At 36.1% G+C, this 23557-nt stretch carries 19 protein-coding genes; 3 read left to right on the top strand and 16 right to left on the bottom strand.

The genetic code is table 11. From position 1 onward, the window contains the following. Window positions 1–257 precede the first annotated feature (257 nt). Window positions 258–1193 carry an LCP family glycopolymer transferase gene (locus JNUCC74_RS05980; RefSeq protein WP_454067299.1) on the top strand — a complete coding sequence of 312 codons (936 nt, stop codon included), beginning with the start codon at window positions 258–260 and terminating at the stop codon, window positions 1191–1193. Between the two features lie 76 nt (window positions 1194–1269). Further along, window positions 1270–3279 (top strand): penicillin-binding transpeptidase domain-containing protein, encoded by a 2010-nt coding sequence (locus JNUCC74_RS05975; RefSeq protein ID WP_454067298.1) that lies wholly within the window; start codon window positions 1270–1272, stop codon window positions 3277–3279. 489 nt (window positions 3280–3768) lie between these two features. On the opposite strand, the gene JNUCC74_RS05970 is transcribed toward JNUCC74_RS05975, so the two are convergent. The 10 genes from JNUCC74_RS05970 to pxpB form a co-directional block, all read right to left on the bottom strand. Further along, complete coding sequence (locus JNUCC74_RS05970; RefSeq protein WP_454067297.1) at window positions 3769–4131, bottom strand: DUF779 domain-containing protein; 363 nt, start codon at window positions 4129–4131, stop codon at window positions 3769–3771. A gap of 22 nt (window positions 4132–4153) precedes the next feature. Next, window positions 4154–5677 (bottom strand): aldehyde dehydrogenase, encoded by a 1524-nt coding sequence (gene adh / locus JNUCC74_RS05965; protein ID WP_454067296.1) that lies wholly within the window; start codon window positions 5675–5677, stop codon window positions 4154–4156. Between the two features lie 359 nt (window positions 5678–6036). Beyond that, window positions 6037–6219 (bottom strand): cold-shock protein, encoded by a 183-nt coding sequence (locus JNUCC74_RS05960; protein ID WP_077319970.1) that lies wholly within the window; start codon window positions 6217–6219, stop codon window positions 6037–6039. A 901-nt stretch (window positions 6220–7120) separates the two neighbouring features. Further along, complete coding sequence (locus JNUCC74_RS05955; RefSeq protein WP_454067295.1) at window positions 7121–7864, bottom strand: Cof-type HAD-IIB family hydrolase; 744 nt, start codon at window positions 7862–7864, stop codon at window positions 7121–7123. Between the two features lie 14 nt (window positions 7865–7878). Then, a complete protein-coding gene (locus JNUCC74_RS05950; protein ID WP_454067294.1) occupies window positions 7879–9060 on the bottom strand; it encodes an MDR family MFS transporter in 1182 nt (393 codons plus the stop codon). Window positions 9061–9252: 192 nt separating this feature from the next. Then, window positions 9253–9402, bottom strand: a complete 150-nt coding sequence (locus JNUCC74_RS05945) for a hypothetical protein (protein WP_454067293.1) — start codon at window positions 9400–9402, stop codon at window positions 9253–9255. Between the two features lie 186 nt (window positions 9403–9588). Further along, window positions 9589–9798: a pyroglutamyl-peptidase I family protein gene (locus tag JNUCC74_RS05940; RefSeq protein ID WP_454067845.1), complete on the bottom strand. Its 210-nt coding sequence runs from the start codon at window positions 9796–9798 to the stop codon at window positions 9589–9591. A gap of 314 nt (window positions 9799–10112) precedes the next feature. Beyond that, window positions 10113–11057 carry a 5-oxoprolinase subunit C family protein gene (locus tag JNUCC74_RS05935; protein ID WP_454067292.1) on the bottom strand — a complete coding sequence of 315 codons (945 nt, stop codon included), beginning with the start codon at window positions 11055–11057 and terminating at the stop codon, window positions 10113–10115. 402 nt (window positions 11058–11459) lie between these two features. Continuing rightward, window positions 11460–12224: a LamB/YcsF family protein gene (locus tag JNUCC74_RS05930; RefSeq protein WP_454067291.1), complete on the bottom strand. Its 765-nt coding sequence runs from the start codon at window positions 12222–12224 to the stop codon at window positions 11460–11462. Continuing rightward, the gene (gene pxpB, locus JNUCC74_RS05925) at window positions 12221–12949 is read right to left on the bottom strand and encodes a 5-oxoprolinase subunit PxpB (protein WP_454067290.1); all 729 of its coding nucleotides are present in this window, start codon (window positions 12947–12949) and stop codon (window positions 12221–12223) included. The genes JNUCC74_RS05930 and pxpB overlap by 4 nt, the downstream gene beginning before the upstream one ends. Before the next feature lie 321 nt (window positions 12950–13270). Between pxpB and JNUCC74_RS05920 the strand changes: the two genes are divergently transcribed. Further along, a complete protein-coding gene (locus JNUCC74_RS05920) occupies window positions 13271–14920 on the top strand; it encodes an SLC13 family permease (protein ID WP_454067289.1) in 1650 nt (549 codons plus the stop codon). A 719-nt stretch (window positions 14921–15639) separates the two neighbouring features. Here JNUCC74_RS05920 and JNUCC74_RS05915 read toward each other — a convergent pair. The 6 genes from JNUCC74_RS05915 to JNUCC74_RS05890 all read right to left on the bottom strand — a co-directional run bounded on the left by JNUCC74_RS05915 (window position 15640) and on the right by JNUCC74_RS05890 (window position 23139). Continuing rightward, on the bottom strand, window positions 15640–15804 hold the full coding sequence (locus JNUCC74_RS05915) for a hypothetical protein (protein WP_179104394.1): 165 nt from the start codon (window positions 15802–15804) through the stop codon (window positions 15640–15642). A gap of 435 nt (window positions 15805–16239) precedes the next feature. Then, window positions 16240–17502 carry an MFS transporter gene (locus JNUCC74_RS05910; RefSeq protein ID WP_454067288.1) on the bottom strand — a complete coding sequence of 421 codons (1263 nt, stop codon included), beginning with the start codon at window positions 17500–17502 and terminating at the stop codon, window positions 16240–16242. Further along, the gene (locus JNUCC74_RS05905) at window positions 17486–18694 is read right to left on the bottom strand and encodes a CynX/NimT family MFS transporter (protein ID WP_454067287.1); all 1209 of its coding nucleotides are present in this window, start codon (window positions 18692–18694) and stop codon (window positions 17486–17488) included. Before JNUCC74_RS05905 ends, JNUCC74_RS05910 begins: the two co-directional genes overlap by 17 nt. Before the next feature lie 548 nt (window positions 18695–19242). After that, window positions 19243–19458, bottom strand: coding sequence for a hypothetical protein (locus JNUCC74_RS05900; protein WP_454067286.1), 216 nt, complete (start codon window positions 19456–19458; stop codon window positions 19243–19245). A 920-nt stretch (window positions 19459–20378) separates the two neighbouring features. Further along, a complete protein-coding gene (locus JNUCC74_RS05895) occupies window positions 20379–20474 on the bottom strand; it encodes a putative holin-like toxin (RefSeq protein WP_077319961.1) in 96 nt (31 codons plus the stop codon). A 703-nt stretch (window positions 20475–21177) separates the two neighbouring features. Beyond that, window positions 21178–23139, bottom strand: a complete 1962-nt coding sequence (locus JNUCC74_RS05890) for an LTA synthase family protein (RefSeq protein ID WP_077319960.1) — start codon at window positions 23137–23139, stop codon at window positions 21178–21180. Between the last annotated feature and the right edge of the window lie 418 nt (window positions 23140–23557).

The raw sequence follows: 23557 nt of genomic DNA, 5'->3' as shown, positions 1-23557 counted from the left end.
TTCAAAATCGCTTTTTATATCTTGATTAAGTTGATGAAACATAGACGAAAAGAACTATTTTAGATATAATCAAAAAAGTAATTACTTATATATTGCGACGAATATTTACAAATTACGGCTGTTTAAAACAAATTGTTAAGTATTAATAAGCCTTTGTATCGACAAATGGAGATGATCTTTACAACAAAAGGAAAAAACAATGGTACAACGTTTCTGATCAAGCTAAAAATAAACAGGCGTGTATAGGAGTGAAAAAATTGGACTCACGTATTGGAAGAAAGAAAAAACGAAAATGGTTTTATTGGTTTGGCGGAATAATACTTGTTCTTTTACTTGCATTGGGAGGAGCTATTTTTTATTTTTGGAATCAGATCGGCAATACAGTAGAAACGATGCATAATCCTTTGTCCAGGGATAATGATCCCGAGAGACAAAAAGAACTGGAAGCCATTTTCAAAGGAAAAAAAGCAGTAAACATTTTATTACTTGGTGTTGATGAACGAAGCGGTGATAAAGGGAGATCGGACACCATGATTCTATTATCACTAAACCCCAAAACAAATGCTATGAAAATGCTAAGCATTCCAAGAGATACATATGTTACTATTCCAGGAAGAGGACAGGATAAAATAAATCATGCATATGCTTTTGGAGATGTAGAACTTGCCATGCAAACAGTAGAAGATAATTTTGATATACCAGTACACTACTATGCAAGAGTAAATATGGAAGGCTTTAAACAAGGCATAGATGCATTGGGAGGGGTTACTGTAGTTAATAACACAGCTTTCTCTCAAGGGGGGTCTGACTTTCCAAAAGGGGAAATCAGCTTAAATGGAGAGCAGGCACTTGACTACATTCGGATGAGAAAAAACGATCCAAAGGGTGATCTTGGACGAAATGAGCGACAGCGTGAAGTAATCACTGCTGCCATCAAAAAAGGTGCCCGTTTCTCCAGCATTACAAAAGTAGGAGATATCCTTAACATTCTTGGTGATAATGTAAAAACAAACTTGGACATGGATAATATGCAAACCCTTTTCAGTGATTACCGTGGAACAAGAAACAATATTTCTACGATAGAAATTAGTGGCAGCGGACAAACCATTGGAGGTATCTGGTATTACGTGGTACCAAATTCAGAATTTAATCGTGTTACTACAGAGATTAAACAACATATGAATGCCAAGTAAGGAAGACAAAAATAGTAACATGGATGTAAAAAGTCCATGTTACTTGACGTATACAACATATTTTCTGGGGGTTACTATGAGAAAAGTATTAGTTATTGCAGTTGTCGTTTTGATGGCATTGTTAGTTGCTTGCTCAAACAAGGAACCCACACCAAACGAACGATTTTCTAGCTATGTAAACCATTGGAATGATCAGGATTTTGATAAAATGCACCAAATGCTAAGTAAAACATCAAGAAAAACATTTAAAAAAGAAGTATTTGTTGATCGATTCAAAAAAATTTATAAAGATATAAAGGTTTCAGATTTGAAGATCGACTTCAAGAAACTAAGTAAAAAATCCGTAAAAAAGGCGATGGATGATGGAAAAGCAGTGTTACCATTTACAGTTAGCATGAAAACGATTGCCGGTCCTATTTCTTTTGATTATGAAGCAAGTTTGGTACAGGAAGGAACAGATGATGATAAAAACTGGTATATTGATTGGGATCCGGGTTTTATTTTTCCACAAATGAAAGATGGCGGAGAGCTTCGTATTAAAACGACTCCTCCAATTCGCGGGGAGATTCGTGACCGTAATGAAATGCCTTTAGCGATGAATGATATTATTTATGAAGTTGGTATCATTCCAGAAAAGCTAGGGAAAAACCCTGAACAGAGTAAACAAAGAATGGCAGAATTACTCGGACTATCTGTTGATACGATAGATGAGAAATTAAATGAAGGCTGGGTAAAGCCTAATTTATTTGTCCCTATTGCAAAAATCACCAAAACAGATGAAACGCTTTGGAATCAGCTTGTAACCATTGAAGGTGTTACCAGACAAGAAACATCCGGTCGTATCTATCCTGGTGGTGCTGCTACCAGCACTTTAGTAGGCTACATTGGCCCAGTTACCTCAGAGGATATAAAGGAAAAAAAAGGGAGCTATGATTCAAGTGATATGATTGGTAAGCGGGGACTTGAAGAACTATTCGAAGAGCAATTACGAGGGGAAAAAGGAGTTAAAATCCTCGTTGTAAATGAAGGAGACGAAACGTTACTTGCTGAAAAAGAAGGTAAAAATGGGGAAAATATTAAGTTAACAATTGATATAAATATCCAAGAGAAAATATACGACATTTTAAATGGCGATATGGCTAGCGTATCTGTTATTCACGCAAAAACAGGTGAAACGCTTGGCTTAGTAAGCAGCCCGTCCTTTAATCCAAATGAAATATTATATGGAACAAGACCGAATATTTGGAAGCAACTAGAAGATGATCCAAAAAATCCATTGTTAAATCGTTTTTATTCTACATACGCACCTGGGTCTGTATTAAAACCAATTACAGCAGCCATTGGTATGAAAAATGGTACGATTGATCCAAAGGAAGGTCTAAATATAAAGGGACTAAAATGGAGCAATGGTAAAGGATGGGGAGATTATAAAGTTACTCGTGTTTCTGAATCAAATGGTCCTGTTGATTTACACGATGCTATCGTCCGTTCTGACAATATTTATTTCGCTATGCAAGCCGTTAAAATGGGGTCTAAAGCGCTTGAAAAAGGTTTAAAGCAATTTGGATTGGGAGAAGATTTTCCATATGAATATCCGATCACAACATCATCTATTTCTGCCACCGGAAAATTAGAGGATGAAGTATTACTAGCAAACACAAGCTATGGACAGGGCGAATTAGAAATGAGCTCCCTCCACCTTGCAATCGCCTATTCTACATTTTTAAATGAAGGAAATATGCTGAAGCCAACCTTGTTAGCGAATGAAAAGAAAGGACAAATTTGGAAGGAAGATCTTTTGTCTGCTGATCAAGCAGAGGTTATAAAAGATGCTTTACGCGATGTAGTAGTAAGTGGAACGGCAAAAACAGCTGGCAAGCAGGCAAAATTCCCGGTATCAGGAAAAACAGGTACAGCGGAATTAAAGGTGTCAAGCGACGATAATGGACAAGAAAATGGTTGGTTTGTAGGCTACCCAACCGAAGATGAAGATATCATTGTTTCTCTTATGATTGAAAAAACCAAAGGAAAAAGCAGCTATTCAACGGAAAAAGCGATCGAAATTCTAAATAAATTAAAAGAATAATCGACCAGTATATGAAAGAAACGAGACAAAAATTTGAGCGTTGCCAAGTCGATTGTTTAGCCTAAAAACCTAACAGATGGTTACGCACTGAATATGCATAACCATCTGTTCTTGTCTAAGAAAGAATACGTTATCTGTCTCACACGATGCATATGTTATTTGTAAGAACTTGTCTTCTACTCATGTGCTCAAAGCAAACTTCGGTCTCCTTCCTGTGATCAATCAACATTGGTTCAAATCTAAAGGTAGGCCGACTAACAGTGGACTTGCCGCTCCGGCTTCGACATACTCCTGTTTTAGAGACATGTTTTTTATCTCGAATTTAAGGAACCGTATTTCTCTCATGAAAAATATGCTTATGATTTGGCGCACTTTAAGAGAAAAACGGCTCTTAAAGTGGAAGTCTTACGGCAGCTTACATGCGGGGTAAAGTTTCACGTTATCCCACCAGAAGTTCTCTAGTTTACCATCGCATCGCTATTTGAGCGCTTACGCTTGTTCATTTAAAGTTTTCCACTCTTCTTCTGTAAACACACGCGATCTAGTAAGAAATCGTTTTCTCTCTGGGCCTTCCAAAGAAAACAACCCTCCTCTGCCATCTACAACATCGATAATCAGTTGCGTATGTTTCCAGTATTCATATTGATCTTTCGAAATATAAAAAGGTGTGTCCCCTATGCTTCCTAAAAAGACATCCGAATCGCCCACTCGTAATTCTCCCTTAGGATAGCACATTGGTGAGCTCCCATCGCAACAGCCCCCAGATTGATGGAACATTAAATCTCCATGCATGTTTTTTAATTTCTCTATTAATTCCAGCGCCTTCTTCGTCGCTGTTACTCGTTCAGCCATATAATCCCCCTTTTTATGCACATTAAAATAGTCCTGTTGGATCCTCACTATAGCTTATTAAAAGATTTTTTGTTTGCTGATAATGACTAAGCATCATTAGATGATTTTCTCTGCCAATCCCTGATTTTTTATAACCACCAAAAGCAGCATGGGCTGGATATTGATGATAGCAATTTGTCCATACACGACCCGCTTGAATATTTCTTCCAAAACGGTAGGCTGTATTAATATTCCTTGTCCATACTCCTGCACCGAGCCCGTATAATGTGTCGTTAGCAATCGCTAAAGCTTCATCTTTATCTTTAAACGTTGTAACAGAAAGTACCGGTCCAAAAATTTCTTCTTGGAAAATGCGCATTTTATTATTACCTTTAAAAATCGTCGGTTGGATGTAATAGCCACGCTTTAACTCTTCATCGTCTAATTTACGAACATCACCACCAATTAAAACTTCAGCGCCTTCCTGCTTTCCAATATCCAAATAAGACTTAATTTTATCCATCTGCTCATGTGATGCTTGAGCTCCCATCATCGTTTCCATATCTAATGGATGACCGAGCTTAATTTGCTTCACCCGCTCCAATGCCCGATCCATGAATTCATTATAAATGGACTCTTGGATTAAAGCCCGAGAGGGACAAGTACAAACTTCACCTTGATTCAGTGCAAACATCACAAAACCTTCCACGGCTTTATCTAAAAACCCGTCGTTCTTATCCATCACATCAGCAAAGAAAATATTTGGAGATTTTCCTCCCAGTTCCAATGTAACCGGAATAATATTTTCAGAAGCATATTGCATAATTAAACGACCTGTTGTTGTTTCTCCGGTAAAGGCTATTTTAGCAATTCTGCTATTGGAGGCTAGCGGCTTACCTGCTTCTAAACCAAACCCATTAACTATATTCACCACACCTGCAGGAATTATATCTTTAACAATATCAAGCCAAACATGAATAGAGGCAGGAGTTTGCTCTGCTGGTTTCAGTACTACACAATTTCCTGCAGCTAATGCAGGAGCTAGTTTCCAAGTTGCCATTAATAATGGGAAGTTCCAAGGAATAATTTGCCCAACTACTCCTAACGGTTCATGAAAATGGTAAGCCACGGTATCCTTATCAATTTGGCTGACGCCGCCCTCTTGTGCTCTGATTATCCCAGCAAAATAGCGAAAATGATCAATTGCTAATGGTATATCTGCTGCTAATGGTTCCCGAATTGCCTTTCCATTATCCCATGTTTCAGCTACGGCAAGTTGCTCCAAATTTTCTTCCATTCGGTCAGCAATTTTATTCAGTAACAATGCACGCTCTGTTACTGAAGTTTGCCCCCACGCTTCTTTTGCTTTGTGAGCAGCATCCAATGCCAATTCTACATCTTCTTTTGTAGATCGAGCAACTTCACAAAACACTTCACCGGTAACTGGGCTGACATTCTCAAAATATTGTCGGTTAACTGGCGGACGATACTCTCCTCCGATGAAATTATCATACTTCTTCTTAAAGTGAACGATTGCTTCTGATGAGTTAGGATTCGCATACCTCATTTAAACTTTCTCCTCCCTTTCACGAACATTTACATGGAAGAAAAAACAAATGATCATTTGCTGTCAGAGTATAACTAACCATTTACATTTCTTCCACCAATATGCGTTACCTTATAGTATGTGATGAAAATTAAATTATGCTAATTAAACCATTGGCTAAGCGTGTTATATGAAGCAAATCTTTTTCATTGATGAAGAGCTTGGAGGGGCACCTTAGATATGGGGCTATTTTCCATTTTTATTTCAATTCCTTCTAAAACTTTAGTACTTTCTTAACGTGCAAAAAAGCCCTTGATATAAAATCAAGAGCTAGAAGCACCGAGTAATATAATCCGGAGATACTACTTTTGAGTGGTATGCTACTTTATTTCCGGGAGAACACGTATCTCCTTTTTCATGGAGGAATGGCAAAGTGGACATGTAGGCTCCTCCTCAAAACTATACGATTCCCTCATCCATCCTTGGCAATCGTCGTTCGTGCATGACCAAATATTAGTCTCCACTTCTGGAACCGGTTCTTTTGGCCCGCGTGAAAATGACATGATAGCATCTCCTTTCCTATAATATATCTATTATACGCCTTTTCTTGCAAGAAAGAAAGTTCTGTAACAATTACAATACCAGGATAATCATACTTATAAGAGGCTTTTCAAAATATTCGGTGAAAATAACACTTCGAATTTCATCGTACGTTATTAGAAGATATAAAGTTTTGCTCCTAAGCTAAGACGGCGCGAGTGAAATTTTAATCCTCCATGTAAAAGTGACAGTAACTCTATTTCTTTAATGGTTTTGAATTAAAATGACACAGTGCTGTGATATCGGTACCTAAATATTCCCGTTTTGTTCAGGTGGACAAGAGAACGGTTGAAAGCGATAAATCGGGTTTTTTTAAGGACAAGGAAAACGTCAATAACGATACATCACCGTTTTTCAAAGAACGTTACAATCTTAGCTATCCGTAAGAATTTTTATCTCTAGGAGCAAATAAATTTGCTAAGATAATTGAAGTTTTATTCACATTTTTTTGTTCATCACCAAATAATTAATTGGAGGGAGAACTAATTGGCTTATGTAGACTTATGACATTCTTTCTTTCATTTTTATCATATGCCTAATATTGGTATTTTATACATATTGCAATAATGTGGGGTACAGTTTATCGTCGTGGATGATAAGTTAGACAACCAATGTCGTGCAAAAAGCTATTGAATGCTTCGTCTGAGGATACTCTCCACCAAATCATTCACGGCATAATGTTTAAACATAGGGACAACTCCGAAAATTATTGTGTGGCAACTTTAATTTTAGCAAAAGGTGTCCTTTTTATTTACTAAAATAAAAATATTAAAAACAAAAACAAGCGTAGTACCTTCTCCGTTTTATGGTGGGTACTACGCTTATTTTGTTACTTACTGGGTTTTGCCCCAGCCTCTTTAAAATTTATAAAGCAAAGCGTTTAATTGCCTTTCCTACTCCATCATTATTATTCGTATCTGTTACAAAATCTGCAGCCTTCTTAACTGCTTCTTGAGCATTCCCCATCGCAATGCCAATGCCCGCCTGCTGAATCATTTTTATATCATTTAAACTATCGCCAACAGCCATTACTTCATTCATCGTAATACCAATTTTATTGCAAACCTTTTGCAATGCTTGAGCTTTATTGACGCCTTCAGGATTTATTTCCATATTTGTCGGCAAAGAATTAGTGATTTCTAAGCCTTCTATATAGGAAAGCTCTCTTAACATTTTTTCTAAAATAATCTCATTATGGGATTCACAGCCAAATTTCAACCATTGCTGTTCATGAACATCTTCAGGTATGCAATTACGATACATGTCATCCGTTGAAATCATCCAAGTAGACATTCCTAGCTCCTTTGCCAAATGATACATTTTTTCTAATTTTTCAGCTGGGAGTGTATGCTGCTCCAATAGTTGCTTATCCTTTGTCCAAATTTGACCACCATTGACTGTGATCAGATAAGACTCTAAGCCTAACGATTCTGCGTATGGATAGCAAGATTGTAGCCAGCGTCCTGTGCTCAATACTACGTGAATATCCTTCTCCATTGCATCAGCAATTGCCTGGCGAGTAATTGGCGTCACTTCATGATCTTTTGTTAATAACGTACCATCCATATCTAATGCTATTAATTTTATGTCCTTCTTAGGTTGATTCATGTCGTATCCTCCATTTATTCCGTTTTTCTTTCTCCCGCAATACCCCGATCATAAGCAAATGTAGTGATATAAGGAATGAATAATAAAGCTAACAGTGTGAAGAATAAAAGCTCCATATTAAATGCATCTACAATAAGTCCACCTAATACTGGACCAACCATACGTCCAGCTGCACCTACACTGTTAACTACTCCTTGATAAAATCCCGCTCGTCCCTGTGGGGCCAATTCATTTGCTAAGGAAGGAACGGCAGGCCACACTAGCATTTCTCCCACTGTTAAGATTACCATAGCAATAGCAAACATGCTAAACTTATCTGCTATTAAGACTATTACAAAGGAAATAAGAAAAATTGTATTTCCAAGATATATATGCTTTTTCTGAGAAGTTATTTTCCCCGTAATCCATTTTATCAGAGGTTGACCTAAAACAATAAGGAAACCATTGATAGCCCATAAAGAACTATATTGCTCCAGAGGAATTTTTAATTCCTGTGTATACGATGCAATAGTTGTTTGCCATTGACTGTAAGCAATCCACGTGATTAAAAAGCCGCCGCATAAAATCATTAAAGCAATAAAAGCACGTTTATCCTCAATTTTCCGATGCTGATTTATAACAGTAGTATGCATCTGTCTATCCTTCGCTTGATCCATTCGCTTAAATGTAAATAAAACTATTAAAAAGAATGCTGTAAACAATGAGGCATTTGCAATGAATATGTAGTCAAAGGATATACTGGCAACATAACCGCCAATCGTTGCTCCTAGGGCAACCCCTAAGTTTTGGGCTACATAAATGGCATTGAAAGCCCGTCTTCCTCCTTCCGGCCAAAGTGATCCTGCCATCGCAAACATTACTGGCCACGTTATTCCAGATCCAAATCCGATTAGCACGAGGGACGTAGAATAGAATAAGATGTCCCGATGAAATAACACCATTATAATAGATGACATGATGGCCAATCCCGTACCATAGAGAATTGTTTTATAAGGACTAAACTTATCAAACATTACGCCGCCAATTAAATTTCCTACAATCGATGCTCCCTGGTTAAACATTAAAATAAACCCTGCAAAAGCTAAACTTTTACCGAGTTCATTATGCATATATATCGTATTTAAAGGCCATAAAAAAGATGCCCCAGTAACATTTACAGTAGTTGCAATCACAAGCAACCAAATTAGTTTCGGCATATTATCACCCGCTATCTTATGTTCGTACCTAGGCTATTTTAAACTATTTCGGCAAACGAAGCAACGAAGGAGAACTAGGGATTTTGTTAAGTTTTTATTAACAATTTTTAAGAGATTTAAAGTTCGATAGTTAATAGCAGGTTTCTTCTAAACCACTCCTTTTATCATCAAGGATTTTACTAAATCATGTTATCATTCCAAACATTTAATAATAATTTTAACTGCAGCCACCAGATCCACTTCTGACCAACTAGGTATTTTTTCCATTGCAAGTTCATGAGACGCCAGAATATGAATAAAACCAGCCGGCAACCGTAAACGTTTCTCATATAAGTAATGCAAGACAGGATACATCGCATTATTACAAGATATGTTCTGCAGTATTGGAAAATCTGGCTGGTAACTTCGCCTTTGGTAAAGACTCAATCATTTGTTGAATTGACAATGTAGAGAAATAGTCATCTGCATCCATGTTCAAAGATCTCCTCAGTTTGCGGCCGGTACCTTTGCTTATCTTTTTCGCCGTCATTACAATTTATTGCAATTCGCTCCCGTTATTGCTGTTCTTCCAGCTGCTAAACCTAGCGAAATAATAGCATTGGGGTTAATTTCTTCTATATACTCAATCACCTGTTTACCAGATTGATTAAAATCGACTGGTAGCACCTTCCCAATAATCGCGTAGCCATTTAGATGTGCACCATTTATATCTTGAACAATTTTCATTGTCGGGTTAATCGGATTATCTTAGAAAAACTAGGCTTGCCGCTAAGTCTTTATGGCGAATGCTATCGTTTTTCTTATACGATAAAGTGAAACTTCATTTCTTGAATGCTTTTCCCAAGAAATGCTAGATGAACCAATCGGGCATTTAGGTGCCGTTTTCTCCCACTTTGACCCTTTGTATCAACTCAAGTCTTGAAGCAGGAGTCTTACGGCACCTTACATACGGGATAAACCCTAAAATTTTATACTTTCCTATAGTACAAAAAAGAAGTAAATCCTGTTAAAAGCAGCTTTTTTATAGTATTTTCCCCCCACCTTTTTTATTTTTAAGCTAGGCCTTCTCGAAAAATGGCTAATTGATGCAATTGCTTTCCAATCGCAATCAGCCTTTGTTGGGCTTCTTCTATAGATATTGGATAGAACCTCACTTTTCCTTTTGGCATAAGCTGGGCGATTTTAGCTAAGTCAGCAGTCATAACTGTACCAATTCTTGGATAGCCTCCAGTTGTTTGCCGGTCAGCCATCAAAATAATTGGTTGCCCATTTGGAGGGACCTGAATCCCGCCAAACGGTACAGCGTCTGTCCAGTTATCAGCATGTTTCATTATTTTAATGGAGGGAGATTCTAAGCGATATCCCATTCGATTGGAATTTGCACCAATCGTATGCGTTTGATTAAAAAAATCTTTTCTTGTTTGGTTGGAAAAGCAATGAAAATGTGGGCCTTCAATGACTCCTACTTGTATGGACTGCTGATAAACAGGTTGTAATTCGGGAGATAAGCTAATTCTGTTTTTTAACTTTCTTACCGATCCATAAATTGTTTCTTCCTTTTCCAGAATATGGCCAAGACCTGTTTGCATATCAGCAGATTGACTACCGAAAAAAGAAGGACTATCATACTTTCCGGCAATAGCAATATACGATCGAACTCCATTTCGATAGCCACCAAAAGATAGTGTGTCACCTTTCTTCATTGTAAGTGTCGTATATAACGGAACAGCTGTCGAATTTATCTTTGGTTGTAAGTCAGCTCCGGTAATTGCAATATTCAATTCTCGAAGCGCTTCTAACGTTGGACCGACTAAAGTAACCTCTAAACACGCCATATTCCTTTTGTTCCCTACTAATATGTTTGCTAATTGCAAAGCATATCGATCCATAGCTCCTGACACTGGTACACCAAATTGCTGATAACCGTGGCGCCCAAGATCTTGTAATGATGTGTAAATTCCTGATTTATGTACATAAAATAATGGCTGTTCACTCATCGTTGTATCCCTCCTTGTGCTCGTGAACGAACTTGTCCTCATAAAGTAAGCTTGATTCAAGGAACGCTTTGCTTCTTAAAACAGTAGAAGAAAGGTTAAGTTCGCAGGCGTCCATGAAAAAGGAAAGTACTTTTTCTGTGTGTGATGTCTATTCAAGAAGTCTTTCTTATCCTTCGAAAAATCACGGTGTATTGCTGTCGAAGCTTTTCTAGTTCTGTGACCCGAGCGAATCGGGGATATTTAGGCGTCGTTTCTTTCACATGGTTGTTTAAGATTAGAAAAACTTGGCTTGTCGCCAAGCTTTTATGGCGAAAACGATATTTTTTCCTATGCAATAAAGCCTAAAGTTTTATACTTTTCTATAGTGTAAAAAGACATTAAAAATAAGAAAAATACAGTGTCTTACATACGGGATAAGCTGGAGATAGTTATCCCTGCGTTTGTTAACATCATACGAAGCTTTCGAGCAAACGTAACTGCAGCTTTATTATCACCATGAATACATATTGTATCTGCCTTCATATGAATTAAAGTACCATCCGCAGCTCGCAGCTCATGCTCAAAAACCATTTTTTTAATTTGCTGAACCGCATCTTCCACTCGTTCAATTAATGCACCCTCTTCACTTCTTGGAATGAGTTTACCTTTTGAAGTATAGGTACGGTCGGCAAATGCTTCCGCAGCAACGGTTAAGCCAACATCTCTCCCGGCAGTAATTATTTCACTATTTGCCAATCCTACTAGAATAAGTGAAGAATCGAAATCATAAACAGCCTTTGCGATCGCCTTTGCAACACGATAATTGCGTGCAGCTAAATTATATAAAGCTCCATGCGGCTTCACATGATTCATCCGCACATCGTGAATAACACAAAAAGCATGTAGAGCACCAATTTGATAGATAATAAGTCGGTAAACATCTTCCTCCGTTACATCCATCATTCTTCTTCCAAAACCAGATAAATCAGGAAAACCAGGATGAGCTCCAATACTTACTCCTTTTTGTTTAGCTAAACGCACGGATTGTTCCATCACATTAGGATCGCCTGCATGCATTCCACAAGCAATATTAGCAGAGCTAATCAAATCCATCATTTCTTCATCTGCACCAATCGTGTATGCTCCAAAGCTCTCCCCCATGTCACAATTAATATCAATAATTGTCATCTTTTTACCTCCTCTATACTTGGTGAATACATACCAGCCATTACTTGATGGTAAATGTCTTCATACTCTTTGACTGTAATTGCATAGAAACGAATTCGATCTCCAGGTTTAAATAAAAATGGCATTATTTCATTTTTTGGATCAAACAATCGGAGAGGGCTTTTTCCAATAATATTCCATCCGCCTGGTGAAGAAACCGGATAAATGCCTGTTTGCTCATGTGCTATTCCAACTGAACCCGCTTCTACCAGTGAACGTGGCTCATCTAATCGTGGAGTAGCTATTCGTTTATCTAGCCCACCTAAATAAGGAAACCCAGGAAGAAAACCAAGCATATAGATAAGATAATCTGGTTGCTGATGCACTTGAATCACTTCATCCGTTGTTAAGTTATGGAAGGTTGCTATTCGCTCTAAATCTGGACCATATTTTTCTCCATATAGTACTGGTACTTTTACTATTCGAAACGTTATTGTATCTTGAACAGCTAACCGGTCAAAAATTTGTTTAATAGTGCTCTTTAAGTCTAAAAAAGATATATGAATAGGTTGATAATAGATTGTGACAGAGTTATAAGCCGGAACCCACTCTGTCACTCCTTTTATTTCTATATTAGCTAAAGTTTTACAAAAAGCTTGAATTGTATTACTTAATTTTTCTGAAACTTCTTCTTTGAATAGTACTTTTATGGCAGAGTCGCCGACTGGTTGAATAAAAAAACTCATAAACTACCCTTCCTTTAAAATGCTTTGAGAAAATCATATCATATTTTCTACAAAACATGATGGTAGAAACGTAAAAAACTTTTTTATAAACTTAAATCGCTAATAATTTTTCTTTTTAGACTTTAATAATGATGTAATATTTTTAGGTTAAAATACCTAAATATGATGTATAATTATTGTTTTATCATTATCTGTGTGTCATAATATTTTATGTTAAACACACTACAATATCGTTTTTAACGAAAATAATATTATCATTCCTTGCTCTACTAGGAATCTATGAATATAATTGTAGTTATGGAAAACAAAGGGGGACTATACATGATTTCGACAACTTGGGATTGGTTGTGGAAAAAACATGACGAAGCAAAAACATTATTTACATTTTTTGTTAAACCTAATTCCTCTAGATTATCTACCGGTAGGTCGATAGACCCTTCAGATACTCTAACAGGAAACAGCAATAAGAAAGGAAACAACCGTAATTATAAACCAGGGCAATTAATCGGGTTGATTGCTGGTCCATTATTGTTTATAATCACTTTATTGTTTTATTCTCCTGAAGGCCTATCACAGGAAGGTTTAGCTGTCTTGGCTAGTACGATTTGGATAGCGATCTGGTGGATGACAGAGGCGATACCTATTCCAGCCACTTCATTATTACCAATTATCTTATTTCCTTTAACAGGTGGACTAGACATTGGCACAACTACATCTTCTTATGGAAGCGATACCATATTTCTGTTTATGGGCGGGTTTATGATAGCGCTAGCAATGGAAAAATGGAATTTACATCGCCGAATCGCACTATCGATTATTTCAATTATCGGAACAAATACGAATCGAATCATTCTTGGATTTATGATTGCCACGGGCTTTCTGTCCATGTGGATATCCAATACAGCAACAGCTATGATGATGGTACCCATTGGATTAGCTATCATTTATCAAATTTCTGATGCCTTAAAAGATGATAGCACGATCGATACATCGAAAGAGAATTTTGCATTTGGAAAAGCACTTATGCTTGGAATTGCCTATTCAGCATCAGTTGGTGGAATTGCTACATTAATTGGCACCCCACCGAACGCTGCATTAGCTGGGGTTATTAAAGAAATGTATGGCATCGATCTCTCGTTTGCCAAGTGGATGTTATTTGGAGTGCCGGTTGCTTGGATTTTCATTATTCTTATCTGGTTTTATTTAGTTAAAATGGCATACCCACTAAACTTAAAACAACTTCCAGGTGGTAAAAGAGTCATTACCGAGGAATTGCAAAAACTTGGTCAACCTTCCGCTGAAGAAAAGGCTGTTTTTACAGTATTTATTCTAACAGCAATCGCCTGGATAACAAGGTCTTTTCTCCTCGTAAAAATCAACCCGAATATTGATGATGCGATTATTGCAATGGTAGCAGCAATTGTTTTATTTATCACTCCATCTAAAAATAAGCAAGATACATTTTTGCTGGATTGGAATACGGCAGTAAAGCTACCATGGGGTATTTTATTATTATTTGGTGGTGGATTAGCGGTTGCAGCCGGATTTACGCAATCAGGCTTGTCAGAATGGATTGGTAAACAGTTAACAACTTTACAAGGCATTCATATTTTCATCGTTTTATTAGTGGTTACTGGCGTAGTTATCTTCTTAACAGAAATTACTTCTAATACTGCAACAGCTAATATGATGTATCCAATCATGGCAGCACTTGCAGTGGCGTTAGGAGTGCATCCATTTGTTGTTATGATTGCAGCAGGCGTAGCTTCATCCTGTGCATTTATGCTTCCAGTCGCTACTCCGCCGAATGCAGTTGTTTTTGGATCAGGTTATTTACGTATTCCTGATATGGCAAAGGCCGGGCTGGTCTTGAATTTAATTGGCATCGTTCTTGTAACAGTAGCTATTTATTTCTTACTTCCTATACTTTGGGGAATAAATATTAATGAAGTTCCTGATTTTGTAAAATAATTCGATGAACGTTTTTACGATGATATAAATGTCTAGTTAATGAATATAGCGACGTCAGGATCTGATGTTAACTTATTGTAATCACAAGGAATAAAATGGAAATTAGCTAGGCACTGGGGCGCATGAGCTAAACGAGAAGTTACTTTGAAAAGAATTATCCAGCGTATAGAAACGAGTATAATTTTTTTATCAAGAAAGTTCGAGGCTGGGATAAAACTAAAACAGCTGATTAAAAAATGAACAATAAATCTTCCTTGTATGATAGTAAAGTATAAAATTTTAAGCTTTATCCCGCATGTAAGGTGCCGTAAGACTCCCACTTCAAAATCTTGAGTTGATACAAAAGGTCTAAGTGGGAGAAAACGGCCCCTAAATGCCCGATTCGTTTAGGGGACTTTAGGTTATACCCTGGCGGTACTAACATTCAGTAGGAGATGGAAGCAAACTCCTACTGAATGAAGTTTCACTTTATCGTATAAGAAAAACACTTGGCGACAAGTCAAGTGTTTTTAAAACACAAACAAACGGAACAATTATAAATGAATTGTTCCGTTTGTACTATTTAGTATTTGCTTATCTCCCAGCCCTTTTCTAATTGAGCTTATTCCCCCTATATATCCCCACTTATTACAGATACTTTTTGATTAATCATTGCACTTTCTCAAGCTGAAATTTATAAAAAAGAAAGAATAAGTAGTTAACTTATCTTTTTAAAACACTTAAGATTTTTTTCGCAAGCTTTTCGGCAGATGAAATATAATTAAAGCAAGTCCAATAACTAAACTAATATAAGGAAGAATTAATGTTGGATCTTCATAAATATAATAAGCTCCGATTCCAGTAAAAATCCACCCGACCAATTCATAAAGTAAGTGCTTTAACATGATTTAATACTCCTTTATTATAGATTTTTATTTTAAGAAAATGCTCAAAAGTCCGTCAAATATGATACATCGCCATTCTTCGTACACTTGAATGTATAAAGTGAAACTTCATTCAGTAGGACTTTTCCTTCATCCCTATTAAATATTAGTACCGCAGAGTTATGGCCTAAAGACCTTTGAACCAATCAAGCATTTAGGTGCCGTTATGTCCTACTTAGACTTCTTCGTAATCTCATAACTCTTGAAGTGGGAGTCTTACGGAAACTTAGAAGCGGGATAAAATTTAACGCAGAAGAAGTATCGACGTTGTAAAAATGAAGTATAAGTGGAACTAGTTCCATCTTCTGCATGAAAGCTTGACGCCAACCGAGTTTTCTTTATTGGCATATTTCTGATATCCCTGAAAATCAACTATTCCACTCTCCAAAAGCATGTTCAGTTCCTCTTTGAACAAACACCTAAATATTGAAAAAGCTTTACAAGCATTACATATAGCACAGGCAAAACACCGAGAAATAGGATTAATCCATGCCAGTGAAATTTTTCCCATATCGGTGCTAAAGCTGTACTCCCTAGCGATACACCAATATAATAAGATACTAAATATAAGCTTGAAGCACTTCCTTTATGGTGGGTAGCTGTTTCGCTTACCGAAGTAGCTGTCAACGAATGTGCAGTAAAAAATCCAAGGCAGCTGACACATAGCCCAATAACAATACCAATTAAAGAGTTATTCAACGTAATCAATATACCTATTGTTAGTACCGTTATACCAGCTATCCGAACCTTTCTTAAGCCCAAAAAGCTAGAAAGCCATCCAGCAAATGGTGATCCGATAACTCCTAACCCATAGGCAAAAAACAAATAGGAAATTGACTGTAAAGAGAGAGAAAACGGCTCCTCTTGCATATAAAACGGCAAATATGTCCATATTCCTGTAAACGATACTTGTAAAACAATTCCCAGACCAAACACAATTAATAATGACGGACTTTTGAGGTGAAAAATAAAACCATCTATATCTTTACGAAACGGCAAGTTACTTGGTTGAAATTTTTTTGAATTTGGTAACATTACATGAACAAGAATTAAAATGATAATTCCTACCACAGCAAGACCATAAAAAGTAACCTGCCATGACATAATATCTGTTACAAAACCAGCTACCACTCTTCCAACCATGCCGCCAAGTGCATTGCTGGAAATATATAAAGCAGTAGCTACACCTACACTTTTACGATCAATTTCTTCATTTAGATAAGCAAGCGCTGCCGCTGGTAATCCTGCAAGTGCAAAGCCTTGAATCAATCGAAGTCCAACTAGCAAAGCAAAAACTTCTGTAAGGGGCATAAGTAAAAATGGTAAAATTGAACCTAGTAAAGATAGTTTAATAAACACCGTTCTTCCAATACGGTCAGATAAAAACCCTAAAACAACCAATCCAATAATTAATCCTAAAATGGTTGCGGACATCGAAAGACTGGAAACAGAAACACTAATGTCAAATTCTTCTACAAATACTGGAAGCAGTGGCTGAACAGCATACATCGTAGCAAAAATAAAAAAAGAGGCCAATGCTAAGCTAAGCGTGATTTTCCAAAAATAAAAATCACTAATTCCATATGGCTTTTGTTTATTGAGTTTTATTGCATTATTCACAGGAACCCTAGCATCATTACTCTTATTCGTCGAATACATACTTATCTCTCCCTGCCCCAAAACCAAAAACAACAACAATGATCGCTACACTAATCAAAGTAAGTAATGGAATATCCCATGTTTGCGTTTTATCATATAAATAGCCTACTAAAAATGGACCGATAGCTGCGAGAACATACCCAAACGATTGAGCCATCCCAGATAATTGTGCTGCTTGCTTCCCATTACGAGCTCGCATACCAAGTAGTGTCAGAGCAAGAGCAAATGTACCACTTAATGAAAAACCGATCAGAATAATACTAACGACCATCACAATATTAGATTTTCCTAGTAATAAACCAGTATAACCTATAATAGAAAATAATCCCATTGCTAATACAATGCCATGCTGTGAACGATATTTACCTGCTAATACAGGAACAATAAAGCTTGCGGGTAAACCAATAAATTGAAGAAAAGATAGCATCCAACCAGCAGCTGCCGCACTTATTCCATAGGCTTGAAGAATTTCAGGCATCCAAGAAATAGTAACGTAAAATAAAAAAGATTGAAACCCCATAAAAGCAGCAACTTGCCACGCTAAAGGAGAACGCCATATTTGCTTTTGTTCAATAATAGGTTGATAAGACACCCGATAATGATCGGTTGATTGCTTTGCTAAATATATCCAAACAATTATCCCTAATAAAGCAGGTATTGCCCAAACAATTAAAGCTACTTGCCATCCTAAATGTAGTCCTTCAGCAATCGGCACACTTAACCCAGAGGCAGTTGCAGCGAATATACCCATAGTGGTTGAATAGATACTAGTCATCAACGCGACCTGCATTGGAAATTTTTCCTTAATAACACTCGGTAATAATACATTACATATAGCTATTCCTAAGCCAATAAGTAATGTTCCCGCAAACAATAAACTAATTATTGTCATACTTCGTAACGTAATCCCTATAAATAAAATAAATAACCCTAAAAGCATGACCTGTTCATTTGTAAATCGATTACTTAATTTTGCAACCAATGGCGACATAACAGCAAATGCGATGAGAGGAAGGCTAGTAAGCATTCCTGCACTCCAATTGGACAATCCTAGCTGATCACGAATTGTACCAATAAGCGGCCCGACAGAAGTAATAGAAGGGCGTAAATTAAATGCCACAACGATAATTCCTGTCACTATGATCACTCGATAAAATACTTTTTTTTGCTCGGTTTCTTCTTTTATTTCCAATCCAGCCTTACTCTCCTCTCTTTTATAAAATTATCCTTTTATTCTATTGGTCGTAGGCAGTTCTACATTAGGAAGGAGGGTAGAATCTTTTCGTTAGATGATAAGTCTTTCTCTAATATAGCATATCTTTTTTCTAAATTAGCCCAGAACACTCTAAAAATTCAAATCATGTAAATGCATAATTGTTAAACATTGTATATACAACATTAATCAAATTGCGTTCTAGTACAGAGTTCCGGCTGATTATTGCTATACCGTAAGGGTGTGATCTAAATGTCTCTGAACAGAATTGGACACTTGACTGCTGTTGGATAACTCCTTAACTTTCACCCATAGAAGGGCAGGTCTTACTGCCAGTTACCTGCTGGATAAAGTTAGATATTCAAGTAACGGTGAAGTTCTATATGTCATGCTACCGTTTTTTGAACATCTTTTTTATTAAAATAAAAAGTTAAACTCTGATGCAGTCGTAAATTTATTCTTGAAATGGAAGTCTTACAATACCTTAGATGGGATATAAAAAAGAGGAATACGCGAAGCATATTCCTCTACTTATCCGTTCGATGGTTTAAGATTGTATCAAGCTGTTTAAGCTGAGAACGGATAAACTTATCCTGTATAACAAAGAAGTTTAAGCTTATACTGCGATTATACGTTCCATTAAGGTAGTTATAAATAAAAAGAATTTGCTGTTGATGGTACCGAAAATTTCGAAAATAAATATAGTTATTTACTTGTTTGTTTATTGTGTTCACTTCCATCATTATGTTTCCTCCTATCAAATTCCTTTGTTAACTATGTATTGATGCTATTTAATTAGCAACTACCTCCCTCTCATTGACTTGTATCTGGTAATAAGTCTATTGGGAGATAATAACAATGTAACAAGTACGCTTAGATAGTGATGAAAAGTAATAACGTACGATCTAGCTTTAGTTTTCTTTTTTCCGTGTTTGCTGGAAGCGCATGAAGTTGAAGTTTCACTTTATAATAAATCAAAACTTTTTACCTACATAAAATATAGATATATATACCTATTATCTCATACCAGTCAAGTCATGTAATTCCATTTCGAAATGTCGAATAAACGAATCGAGCCAAGCTTTCGCTAAAGATTATTGTCAAATTATAACTTTATCTGTCTTAAATCCTCTATTCATGACGATGAATATCTAATAATATGGCAGATACCCGGCCTGTTCATTAATTATGACAAATTTATGAACTTTTATTAAAAAATTAGGATCATCTTTTGTCTAGTTAAGTTAAAAAAATGTATAAAATTCATGATCATTAAAATGTCAATAAATTGATTCGTTTTTTTCTTCTTTTCCTATAAGGATTTCAATTTCAACCAATAAGTTATTCTAATCTTGGACAAGCTTAAGTAGACATCTTTACTAATCAACTATTAAAATTATTTTATAGTTCCCCTCACTGTGACAGTCGTTTATTAACCTACCGCTTAATAACACTTTTTATATAAGATTTTATTCAGCCCCATTTTAAAAATAATATTGAAACTTGACTAATATATTAAATACTATAAAACCTGCTTTTATGGTATACTACAGGTATAGTGTTGCATATACTAAAAAAAGACCACAGCTGCAACTGTGGTCCATGATAAGCGGTTCCTATGGGGATCGACTATGAAGGAATAGGCCTCTTTGTTTCAAGAGGTCTATTTTTTATTGATGAATCGGATGATTAGTGTTAAAAAAGCAACTAAAAAGCTGCCAAATGCAAACAACACCATGAACACTTCATAAACATTCAATTGGCTCACCCCCTTACTCTAGGGTTAGCCGACCGATCCTTAAGAACATTATCAGTTCTTAGTATACCATAGTTTTTTTAAAAAAATACGAAAATCAGAACTTTTGTTCGTATTTCTTTTTTGTATTTCAAGCAATAAAGCTTGTATAATTCATTATATGATTTTACTTCCTTTCGATGTAATGAATATGATAGGATTTGAAAACGAAATTTTTCTAGATTAGCTTATATTTTTTGTTAAAAACAAAAGCATAAGCTCTCGTTTAGTGATGTACAAATTGGACAACTTTTGAAGAAATAACGTGAATCTTCAATCAGCTGGGGTTTTCTTTTATCCCTACCTGATTGTTAGAATGAACAGAATCAGGTATTTGACTCGCAGTAAGACCCTCTATTTAACTCCTAGGTTTGACCTCGTAGCATGGAAGGGCAGGTCTTACCGCCAGTTACATACAGGATAAAGAAAGCACCCCTCTAAAACAGGGGATGCCGACACCTGAGCGGCAGCCCGCTTTTAGTCTACCTCCCTTTAGATTCGAGCCGATGTTGACTGATCAGAGCAAAGTTTGCTAGCAGCACAAGCACTTGAGCTAAACAAGACGAAGTTACTCTTAAACAAACTATCCACCTTGCAGAAACTGATATAATTTCCTATGCAAGAAAAAACCGCCCGCAAATTATTGCAGACGGTTTTTTCTTGCTACTTATTTAACTTTTGAATCATCATTTTTTTTGCCTTTGCCTGCTGGTCCACCATAGAAATAGTCATCAGGATCTATAGGCTTCCAATCTTTATTAGGTGTATAGAAACGTAATAAATCGCCGTATAAAACTTCATCAGATAGCTTTAATTCTTTCATAACCGTATCGTGCATCTTTTTCATTTCATCAGTAGGTTTTTTAATTACTTCTTTTGTTTCGTTATCATAATAATTTCCATCCACAAAGCTATACTCCGGAGTCATAAAGTTCCCATTTCGGAAAGGAACATACTCTTTATGTTCTTTGGAGAACATATCTGTTCCAAATTGAATATAGTCTTGCGCATCAACACCTAAAATATGCAATAGCGTTGGCATAACATCAACTTGCCCAGCATATGTGTGATTGGTTCCTTCACTTTTAACACCTGGTATTCGAATCATAAATGGTACTCGCTGTAATTCTGCATTTTTCAATGGCGTAATTTCTTCACCAATAATTTCTTCCATTGCTCGGTTATGATTATTAGAAATACCATAATGATCACCATAAATCATAATAATGGAGTCATCATAAAGACCTTTTTCCTTTAAATCATTAAAGAACTGCTCTAGCGATTCATCCAAATAACGCGCTGTTTGAAAATAACGATCCACAGATCCATCACCCGTCTCAGCAGGTTCAATGGTTGCATCTTCTTCGTCAATCAAATATGGATGATGGTGTGTTAGTGTCATCATATGTGCATAAAATGGCTGCTCCATATCTTCTAAATAAGGTATGGATTGTTCAAAGAATGGTTTATCCTTTAAGCCATAGTTAATAACATTTTCTTCACTCATATCATAAAAATCTTCGTGGTAAAACTCATTTATACCTAAATGCTTATATACCTCATCACGGTTCCAAAATGACTTACCATCACCATGGAACACAGCACTTGTGTAATTTTGCTTTTGATCAAGAATCGCTGGAAGTGCTTGATACGTATTATTTCCCTTCGTTACAAACGCAGCTCCTTGAGGCAATCCATACAAGGAAGTGTCCAGGATTAACTCGGCATCTGCAGTTTTTCCTTGTTCTGTTTGTTGAAAAAAGTTATCAAAATAAGTGAATCCTTTTTTCTGATCATTGACAAGTGAATTCAAAAACGGTGTTACTTCTTCGCCATGCAACTCATAATTAATTAAGAAAGATTGGAAAGACTCCAAATGAATCTTTATAATATTCTTTTCTTTCCCTTTACCAAAATACTTCTGGTTTGGTTCAGCATATTTAGCTTTCGTATAATTTTCTACTTTCGTAATATCATTACTATCAGCAAGAACACGTCTTGTTGATGTCTTTGCACTTTGAATTGCATCATAAATTGTAAAGTTAAATGCCCCTAAATATTTTACTAGATAGTTCCTGTCAAAGGTACGTTCTAATAATTGTGGCCGATCTGCTTCAGCTAGTCCTAGATTAATAGTAAAAGCCAAAACGCCAGCTGAAATAACGAGGAACGGCTTCCGTAATTGCATTCGTTCTACCGACCAATTTTTACGTACAAAAATAAATAAAATGGTCAAGAAAATAATATCTACCGTATAAAGCAAATCACTCATTTGCGCTAAATCAGCAATACTTCCCCCGATGCTGCCAAAGTTATCTGTTTGCAACAATGTAGGAATCGTAATGAAGTCACTATTGAAACGGTAGAATACGACATTAGCATATAAAATAAAGCTTAGAACCGCATCAATGATAATAATCCAGATTCCTGCTTTTCTACCTTTAGCAAATAAAGCTAATCCTAGGAAAATCAACCCTGAGTTTAGTGGATTAAAAAATAATAAGAATTCCTGCATCACTCCACTTTCTCCTAGACTGAATTCAAATTTATATATTAAATATGTTTTTATCCAGAAAAGCACAAGTGCTACCGCGAAGAATCCTAGTTTTGTAGATAATAATTTCTTCACTTTGTTCACCTCTAATTTTAAAGTCATATTCGTTATTTTAAGTACATTTTAATTTACTATTAATTTTTCTTAATACGACTGTTAATTATAACCCATTCTATCCTCTCGGTCAAAGTATTTTCTAGAAAAATAGTTGACTAGTTTTATCAAAATTTGTCAGTACATACTGTAGTAAGTTATATACTTTTTATTTAAAACAGGTATGAAGAGTAGCCGGAACCATTCGAATTTTTCAATTAAGTAATTTGTAATTTAATTCCATAAAACCGAAATGTATTTCATGTCCTTGCTTGAATATAAAGACAACAGGACTAGCCTAGCACAAATTCTTTTTTAAGTTGTATTTATCACTCATTCTCCATGTTTAAACGATGTTTCACAGAATTCTTTACATTCAAAGAACAAGAGCTATAGGTAC

The sequence above is a fragment of the Cerasibacillus sp. JNUCC 74 genome (assembly GCF_053667775.1).
The sequence above is the reverse complement of the archived record's forward strand: the minus strand, read 5'-3'. Positions and strand labels throughout refer to the sequence as shown.

Bases quoted from the DNA above. Each gene is read 5' to 3' on its own strand.
- JNUCC74_RS05975 (WP_454067298.1), top strand. From the start codon at position 1,270: ATGAGAAAAGTATTAGTTATTGCAGTTGTCGTTTTGATGGCATTGTTA.
- JNUCC74_RS05970 (WP_454067297.1), bottom strand. From the start codon at position 4,131: ATGGCTGAACGAGTAACAGCGACGAAGAAGGCGCTGGAATTAATAGAG.
- adh (WP_454067296.1), bottom strand. From the start codon at position 5,677: ATGAGGTATGCGAATCCTAACTCATCAGAAGCAATCGTTCACTTTAAG.
- JNUCC74_RS05960 (WP_077319970.1), bottom strand. From the start codon at position 6,219: ATGTCATTTTCACGCGGGCCAAAAGAACCGGTTCCAGAAGTGGAGACT.
- JNUCC74_RS05955 (WP_454067295.1), bottom strand. From the start codon at position 7,864: ATGAATCAACCTAAGAAGGACATAAAATTAATAGCATTAGATATGGAT.
- JNUCC74_RS05950 (WP_454067294.1), bottom strand. From the start codon at position 9,060: ATGCCGAAACTAATTTGGTTGCTTGTGATTGCAACTACTGTAAATGTT.
- JNUCC74_RS05935 (WP_454067292.1), bottom strand. From the start codon at position 11,057: ATGAGTGAACAGCCATTATTTTATGTACATAAATCAGGAATTTACACA.
- JNUCC74_RS05930 (WP_454067291.1), bottom strand. From the start codon at position 12,224: ATGACAATTATTGATATTAATTGTGACATGGGGGAGAGCTTTGGAGCA.
- pxpB (WP_454067290.1), bottom strand. From the start codon at position 12,949: ATGAGTTTTTTTATTCAACCAGTCGGCGACTCTGCCATAAAAGTACTA.
- JNUCC74_RS05920 (WP_454067289.1), top strand. From the start codon at position 13,271: ATGATTTCGACAACTTGGGATTGGTTGTGGAAAAAACATGACGAAGCA.
- JNUCC74_RS05915 (WP_179104394.1), bottom strand. From the start codon at position 15,804: ATGTTAAAGCACTTACTTTATGAATTGGTCGGGTGGATTTTTACTGGA.
- JNUCC74_RS05910 (WP_454067288.1), bottom strand. From the start codon at position 17,502: ATGTATTCGACGAATAAGAGTAATGATGCTAGGGTTCCTGTGAATAAT.
- JNUCC74_RS05900 (WP_454067286.1), bottom strand. From the start codon at position 19,458: ATGATGGAAGTGAACACAATAAACAAACAAGTAAATAACTATATTTAT.